This is a genomic window from Streptomyces sp. WAC04114, assembly GCF_019733245.1.
Classification (GTDB): Bacteria; Actinomycetota; Actinomycetes; order Streptomycetales; family Streptomycetaceae; genus Streptomyces; species Streptomyces massasporeus_A.
This window is the reverse complement of record NZ_JAIGQA010000037.1, coordinates 46270-52798: the sequence shown is the minus strand read 5'-3', so window position 1 is coordinate 52798 and position 6529 is coordinate 46270. Positions and strand designations below refer to the sequence as shown.

At 69.8% G+C, this 6529-nt stretch carries 4 protein-coding genes and 1 pseudogene; 4 read left to right on the top strand and 1 reads right to left on the bottom strand.

Annotated elements, in window-relative coordinates; all coding sequences use genetic code 11:
- The 4 genes and pseudogenes from K4G64_RS13270 to K4G64_RS13255 form a co-directional block, all read left to right on the top strand.
- Nucleotides 1-2831: DUF3427 domain-containing protein (locus tag K4G64_RS13270; RefSeq protein ID WP_221756237.1), on the top strand; the 2831-nt coding region annotated here is incomplete at its 5' end.
- A gap of 201 nt (nt 2832-3032) precedes the next feature.
- Nucleotides 3033-3479, top strand: a pseudogene (locus tag K4G64_RS13265) (IS5 family transposase); the annotation flags it as partial.
- Between the two features lie 255 nt (nt 3480-3734).
- Nucleotides 3735-4154 (top strand): aspartate 1-decarboxylase, encoded by a 420-nt coding sequence (gene panD, locus K4G64_RS13260; RefSeq protein ID WP_221756236.1) that lies wholly within the window; start codon nt 3735-3737, stop codon nt 4152-4154.
- Nucleotides 4155-4275: 121 nt separating this feature from the next.
- Nucleotides 4276-4620 (top strand): GNAT family N-acetyltransferase, encoded by a 345-nt coding sequence (locus K4G64_RS13255; RefSeq protein ID WP_221756235.1) that lies wholly within the window; start codon nt 4276-4278, stop codon nt 4618-4620.
- A gap of 436 nt (nt 4621-5056) precedes the next feature.
- On the opposite strand, the gene gndA is transcribed toward K4G64_RS13255, so the two are convergent.
- Complete coding sequence (gndA, locus tag K4G64_RS13250; RefSeq protein ID WP_221756234.1) at nt 5057-6496, bottom strand: NADP-dependent phosphogluconate dehydrogenase; 1440 nt, start codon at nt 6494-6496, stop codon at nt 5057-5059.
- Nucleotides 6497-6529 lie beyond the last annotated feature (33 nt).

Sequence of the window (6529 nt, the reverse complement as noted above, 5' to 3'; positions counted from 1 at the left end):
CCCCAGGGACGCACCCCTGGCAGGCGTTGCCCGTGCTGCAGTTCGATCCCGGCCAGATGCTCTCCTGGGCACGCACCGTGATGCGCACCGACCCCCACGGCTGCGCGGCCGTCCTCGTTCCGGCCTCTGGCAGCATGCCCTCCCGCAGCCGGGCTCCGCACCCGTCCGACGTCCGGCCCGACACCCATGCGGCCACCGACATACGCGCCACAGCGGCAGCGGTGGCCTTCACGGACAACCCGCGTTCCCCCGCCGTCCGGCTGGCCGTCGCCGCTTCCTCGCTCGAGGCGTTCACCCTGCCCGTCCTCGACGTGCTGCGCGAACGCCTCGTCCCCGAGGCGGCCGTCGCCGACATCGCCGAGTTCCTCACCGCCGGGCTGCTCACGGCCGCACGGCAGGAGGATGCGGAGCTCGTGTACCGCTTCCACCCCGCCGCGGCCGGGCATCTGCGTGGACTCCTGAGCCGCGACCAGGCGTGGGACGCCCACGTCGTCCTCACCGACCACCTCGCCGCCCATCCCCAGGCCCCGCGGGGAATCCTCGCCGCCCTCCACTCTCCCGAGAGCCGCGAACATCTCCCCGCAGGACTCCGGCCCCTAGCCCAGGCGGCCGCTGCGACGGCCCGTCTCCTCGGCCTCGAGCCGGCCGAGCCAGCCGAGCCGACTCCTGCCCGGTACGTGCCCAGCAGCGCGCAGCGCGAGATGCTCGACCGGCTGGACGCCGAGCGTGAGATCCACGACCGGCACCGCAACCTCCTCGTCGCCGTCCCCGGCACCGGCAAGACGGTCATGTCGGCCTTCGACTACCGGCGTCTGCGCGAGAAGCACCAGCGAGACCTGCGGCTGCTCTTCGTCGCGGACCGCATCGAGCTGCTGGACCAGGCGCGCCAGGTCTACGAAGACGTCCTCCTGCACCCGGGCTTCGGAGAGTCGCTGTACGGCGGGGCTGTCCCCGCGGGCTGGAACCACGTGTTCGCCACTGTGCAGTCACTCGGGAGACACGTGGGCGCACTGGCGCCTGATCACTTCGACGTGATCGTCATCGACGAGTTCCGCGGGGCGGCCACGCCGACGTACCGGAGAATCCTGGACCACTTCAGGCCGTTGGAGTTGCTCGGCCTGACGGCGACTCCCGAACGCGTGAACGGCATGAATATTCAGGACGTGTTCTTCGACGGCCGTATCGCCGCGGAGATGCGGTTGCGGGATGCGCTGGAAAGCGATCAGCTCACCCCTCTCCACTACTTCGGTTTCGGCGACGGCATCGACTATCGCTCGCTGGACTGGAGACGGAGCGAGTACGACGGTGCCGCGCTGTCCAGCCTGCTCTCCGCCGACGGGGCACGGGCACGGCTGGTCCTCCGAGCCGTCCGGGACACGATTGCCGACCCGAGGGCCATGCGGGCCGTCGGCTTCTGCGTCTCCGTAGCACATGCCGAATTCATGGCGCAGTGCTTCCGCGGTGCCGGCCTCGACGCCGTGGCCCTGTCCTCGCGGCTTTCGCACACAAGGCGCCAGGCGGTGTTCTCCTCGCTCCGGGCCGGCGAACTGCAGGCTGTCTTCTGCGTCGACCTGCTCGACGAGCAACACGCGATCCCCGAGGTCGACACACTGCTCCTGCTGCGCCCGAAGTCGAGCACCGTGGGGTTCCTTCAGCAACTCTCGGTCGGCCTCCGCCGCACCGCCGACAAGGCGGTGCTCACTGTGCTCGACTTCATCGGGTACCACCGCAAGGAGTTTCGCCTCGACAACCAGTTCCGCGCCATGACGAGCCTGACACGCCGACAACTGCTGGATCAGATCGAACACTTCCCTCACTTGCCGACCGGCTGCAGCATCGTTCTCGACGACGGGGCCAAGATGCGTCTCGCCGACCACATCAGGGCGCAGTTGGGGGCCAGTTTCGTCGAGCGGGCCCGCGAAGTCGCCGAGTACGAGGAGCCGTTACTCGGGCGGTACCTGCGCAGGAGCGGGCGGGAAATCACCGAGCTCTACCAGGGCAGAAGCGTCTCGTGGACCGGGCTGTTGCGCCGCACCCATCTGCTGCCGGGCGATCCTCCGGACGGAGAGGAGGCACTCCTGGCGCGGGTCCGTGCCTTCCTCCACGTGGACGACCCAGAGCGGGTCCAGGCCTACACACGCATGCTGGAGGACGACGCCCCGCACTACGGCGATCTGGATGAGCGGGACCGGGCGTACGCCCGCATGCTCTTCTTCCAGCTCTGGCCGCTTGGCGGCATCACGCGTGACGGTTTCACCAGCTACGACGAGGGTTTCGCGGCCCTGCGCCGACAACACGCGTTCCGGGCAGAACTTCGCCAAGTCCTGGCGTACAACCTGGAATGCACCACGCGTGTCCCGATTCCCCTGCGCGCCGTGGGCGGCAGGCGCGACGTCCCTCTGACCGTCCACGCCTCCTACACCCGGGAAGAGATCCTCTCGGCATTGAATGAGGTGGAAATCCGCGGCCCGTTGCCGACCGATTTCCGTCAAGGCGTGAAGTGGTGCGAGTCCACGAGGACCGACGCGCTGTTCATCACGCGGGCGAAGGACTACGCGCTGAGCCCCACCCTGTTCCACTGGGAATCCCCGAGCCACACCTCCGAGACGTCCCGCACGGGGTTGCGGTACCGGAACCACGTCGAGATGGGCACGGATGTCCTGCTGTTCCTCCGGCCGGACAGGACCAGCGACATCGGTAGCCCACAGCCCTGGACGTTCCTCGGCCCGGCCGAGTATGCCAGCCACACCGGCAGCAGCCCCATGGCCGTCACCTGGAGGCTGCGGCGCGAACTCCCGGCGGCCGTCTGGTCGTACGCGCGGATCTCCTGAACCGCCAGTATGAGGACCTTGACGGCGTGCCTCGGCCGTGTCCATGACCTCGGGCCAATGCATTTTCGTTCTGGCCGACATCCTCGCGGGAGCGTCGCGGTAACCGTCTAGCGATCAACACGAGGCTAAGGGGTTCTTTCGGAATGATCTTCCTGGGGCAGGGTGGAAGTGGAAGTGATTCCGTCCTTGTGGGGGTGGTCCGTGGCACGGCGGAAGCCGTGGGAGATCAGTGACGAGCTGTGGGCGGTCGTCGAGCCGCTGCTGCCGAAGCATGAGCGGCGGTTCCGGTATCCGGGGCGCAAGCGGATCGATGACCGCAAGACGCTGCAGGGTGTGCTGTTCGTCGTCTACACCGGGATCCAGTGGGAGTACCTGCCGCAGGAGTTGGGGTTCGGTTCCGGGCCTACCTGCTGGCGGCGGCTGGCCGAGTGGCAGGAGGCCGGGGTGTGGGAGGAACTCCAGCGGGTGCTCCTGGACCGGCTGCGGGCGGCGGACCGCCTGGACTTCTCCCGCGTCACCGTTGACGCCTCGCACGTGCAGGCCAAGCGAGGTCGAAGCAGCCCAAAAGTCGGCCCGAGTCAGGTTGACCGTGCACGGCCAGGCTCGAAGCATCACTTCCTCACCGACGCGCACGGCACCCCGCGTCGTCCGTGTGCAGAGTGGTCTCCCGCATCTTTGATGGCTCACCAGGTAAGTCAGGATCCGGTCAGCATGAGTCGCCGGGCTTTTCCCGGAGGGTTGCCCGATCAGGCGCCGGTGCGGCGCAAAAGCCCTGGCGGGAAGCCGTCTCGCCCGAGCGGAGCGATGTTCCTCACAATCCTCTACCGGCGTATCCCGGTGTACAGTCGAGACCGCCCTTGACCTGCACAAAGCAGGCAGGGAGCCGTCATCCAGGAGTTCAACATGCTGCGCACCATGTTCAAGTCCAAGATCCACCGAGCCACCGTCACCCAGGCCGACCTGCACTACGTGGGATCCGTGACCATCGACGCCGACCTGCTCGACGCCGCCGATCTGCTGCCCGGCGAGCTCGTGCACATCGTGGACATCACCAACGGCGCCCGGCTGGAGACGTACGTCATCGAGGGCGAGCGCGGATCCGGCGTGATCGGGATCAACGGGGCCGCCGCCCATCTCGTCCACCCCGGCGATCTGGTGATCATCATCAGCTACGCCCAGGTGACGGACGCCGAGGCGCGGGCACTCACCCCCCGGGTCGTGCACGTGGACCGCGACAACCGGATCGTGGCCCTGGGCGCGGACCCGTCCGAGCCGGTGCCCGGCTCGGACCAGCAGCGCAGCCCGCAGACCGCCGGGGCCTGACCGCGAACAGCGGGCGCGAACAAGCGGACTCGATCAGTGGGCCCGCGGACAAGCGGACTCGATCAGTGGACGCGAACAAGTGGCCGCGAACAGTGGACGAGAACAGAAGAGGAGCGTGGCGATGAGCGACCCGGAGATCCGTGACGACCGGGCGGCAGGCCGGCTGGAGGCCGTGTCCGACGGCGAAGTCGTCGGCCACATCGAGTACTTCGTGCTCGAAAGCCCCGAGCGGGCGCTCGTGCCCGTCCACACGATCGTCGAGCCGGCCCACGAGGGCAAGGGCATCGCCGGTTCGCTCGCGCGCGAGCTCTTCGCCCTCGCTCGCCGCGAGCACATCGCGGTCGCCTCGCTCTGCCCCTACGTCACCCGGTGGATCGAACGCCACCCCGACGAGGCCTCCTCGGCCCGCCAGGACCTGCTGGCAGCGGCGAAGGACTGGCTGAGGACCCACCCCGGCCGCTTCTGAACGGCCCCATCCCGGCCGCTTCTGAACGCCCCACCCCGGCCGCTCCCGAACCTGGCGACCGCGACATCCCACCGCCCTTACCCCCACCTGGTCCCCTCCCGGTCCCGCCAGGGAGTGACTGCCGAGGCGGGGGTCGGGTAGGCGGGGGAGTAGTCCAGAGCCGGAGTCGTCCCACTGGCTGGAGGACCTGATGACGAACCCGATTCCCGACCCCGTGCCGCCGGCCCCGACGCCGGGCCCGGATCCCCAGCGCCCGGAGCCGCATCCCGACCCGGTGCCGAACCCACAGCCCCCGCCGGCCCCGGGGGGACCGGGGCCGGAGCCCGTACCGAACCCGGAACCGGGTCCGCCCTTGTCCTGACCCCGGCAAGCGAAGGGGGCGGTGGACGGCACCCGTGCCGTCCACCGCCCCGCTCACGTCCCTCGGCGGCAGCCCTTACGCGGAGATCTCCGACCGGTCCCCGCCCCACAGCGTGTGGAACGAGCCGTCGCGGTCCACCCTGCGGTACGTGTGCGCACCGAAGTAGTCCCGCTGCCCCTGCGTCAGCGCCGCCGGCAGCCGCTCCGCGCGCAGGGCGTCGTAGTAGGCGAGGGCCGCGGCGAAGCCGGGCGTCGGCACGCCCTGGCGGGTCGCGGCGACCAGCACCTCGCGCCAGTCGTCCTGGGCGTCCGCGATCTCCTGGGCGAACGTCGCGTCCGACAGCAGGCTCGGCAGGTCGGGCCGGGCGTCGTACGCGGCGCGGATCCGGTCCAGGAACGCCGCGCGGATGATGCAGCCGCCCCGCCACAGCGCGGACACCGCGCCGAGGTCGATGTCCCAGCCGTACTCACCACGGGCGGCGTCGATCTCGTGGAAGCCCTGCGTGTACGACACGATCTTCGACGCGTACAGTGCCTGCTCGACCCGGTCCGCGAACGCCCGGGCCTCCGCCTCGCTGAGCGGCTGCGCCTTCGGGCCGGCCAGCTCGCGCGAGGCGTCCCGCAGGGCCGCGTGGCCCGACAGGGAGCGCGCGAAGACCGCCTCGGCGATGCCGGACACCGGCACGCCCAGGTCCAGGGCGATCTGCACGGTCCAGCGGCCGGTGCCCTTCTGCTCGGCCTGGTCGACCACCACGTCGACGAACGGCTTGCCCGTCTCGGCGTCCACGTGCGACAGCACCTCGGCCGTGATCTCGATCAGGTACGAGTCGAGGCGGCCCCGGTTCCAGGTCCGGAAGATCTCCGCGATCTCGGCGGGGGAGTACCCGGCGACGTCCCGCAGCAGCTGGTACGCCTCGCCGATCAGCTGCATGTCCGCGTACTCGATGCCGTTGTGCACCATCTTCACGAAATGCCCGGCGCCGTCCGGACCGACGTGGGAGACGCACGGCGAGCCGTCGGCGGCCTTCGCCGAGATCTTCTCCAGCATCGGGCCGAGCGAGTCGTAGGACTCCTTCGGGCCGCCCGGCATGATGCTCGGGCCGTTCAGCGCGCCCTCCTCGCCGCCGGAGACGCCCATGCCGACGAAGTGGATGCCCTGCTCGCGCAGGTCTCGCTCCCGGCGCCGGGTGTCCGCGAAGTGTGCGTTGCCACCGTCGATGATCATGTCGCCGGGCTCCAGCAGCGGCGCGAACTCCTGGATCACCGCGTCCGTCGGCTCACCGGCCTTGACCATCACGACCAGGCGCCGTGGCCGCTCCAGCGCCGCGACGAAGTCCTTCGCGCTCTCGCACGCGACGAACTCCCCCTCGCCGCCGAACTCGTCCACCAAGGCGTGCATGCGCGCGGGCGTCCGGTTGTGCACCGCGACCGTGTAGCCGTTGCGGGCGAAGTTGCGGGCGAGGTTGCGGCCCATGACCGCGAGACCCGTGACGCCGATCTGCGCTGTACTGCTCATTCGGTTCGCTCCTAAAGACCTCGGTATCGGTGC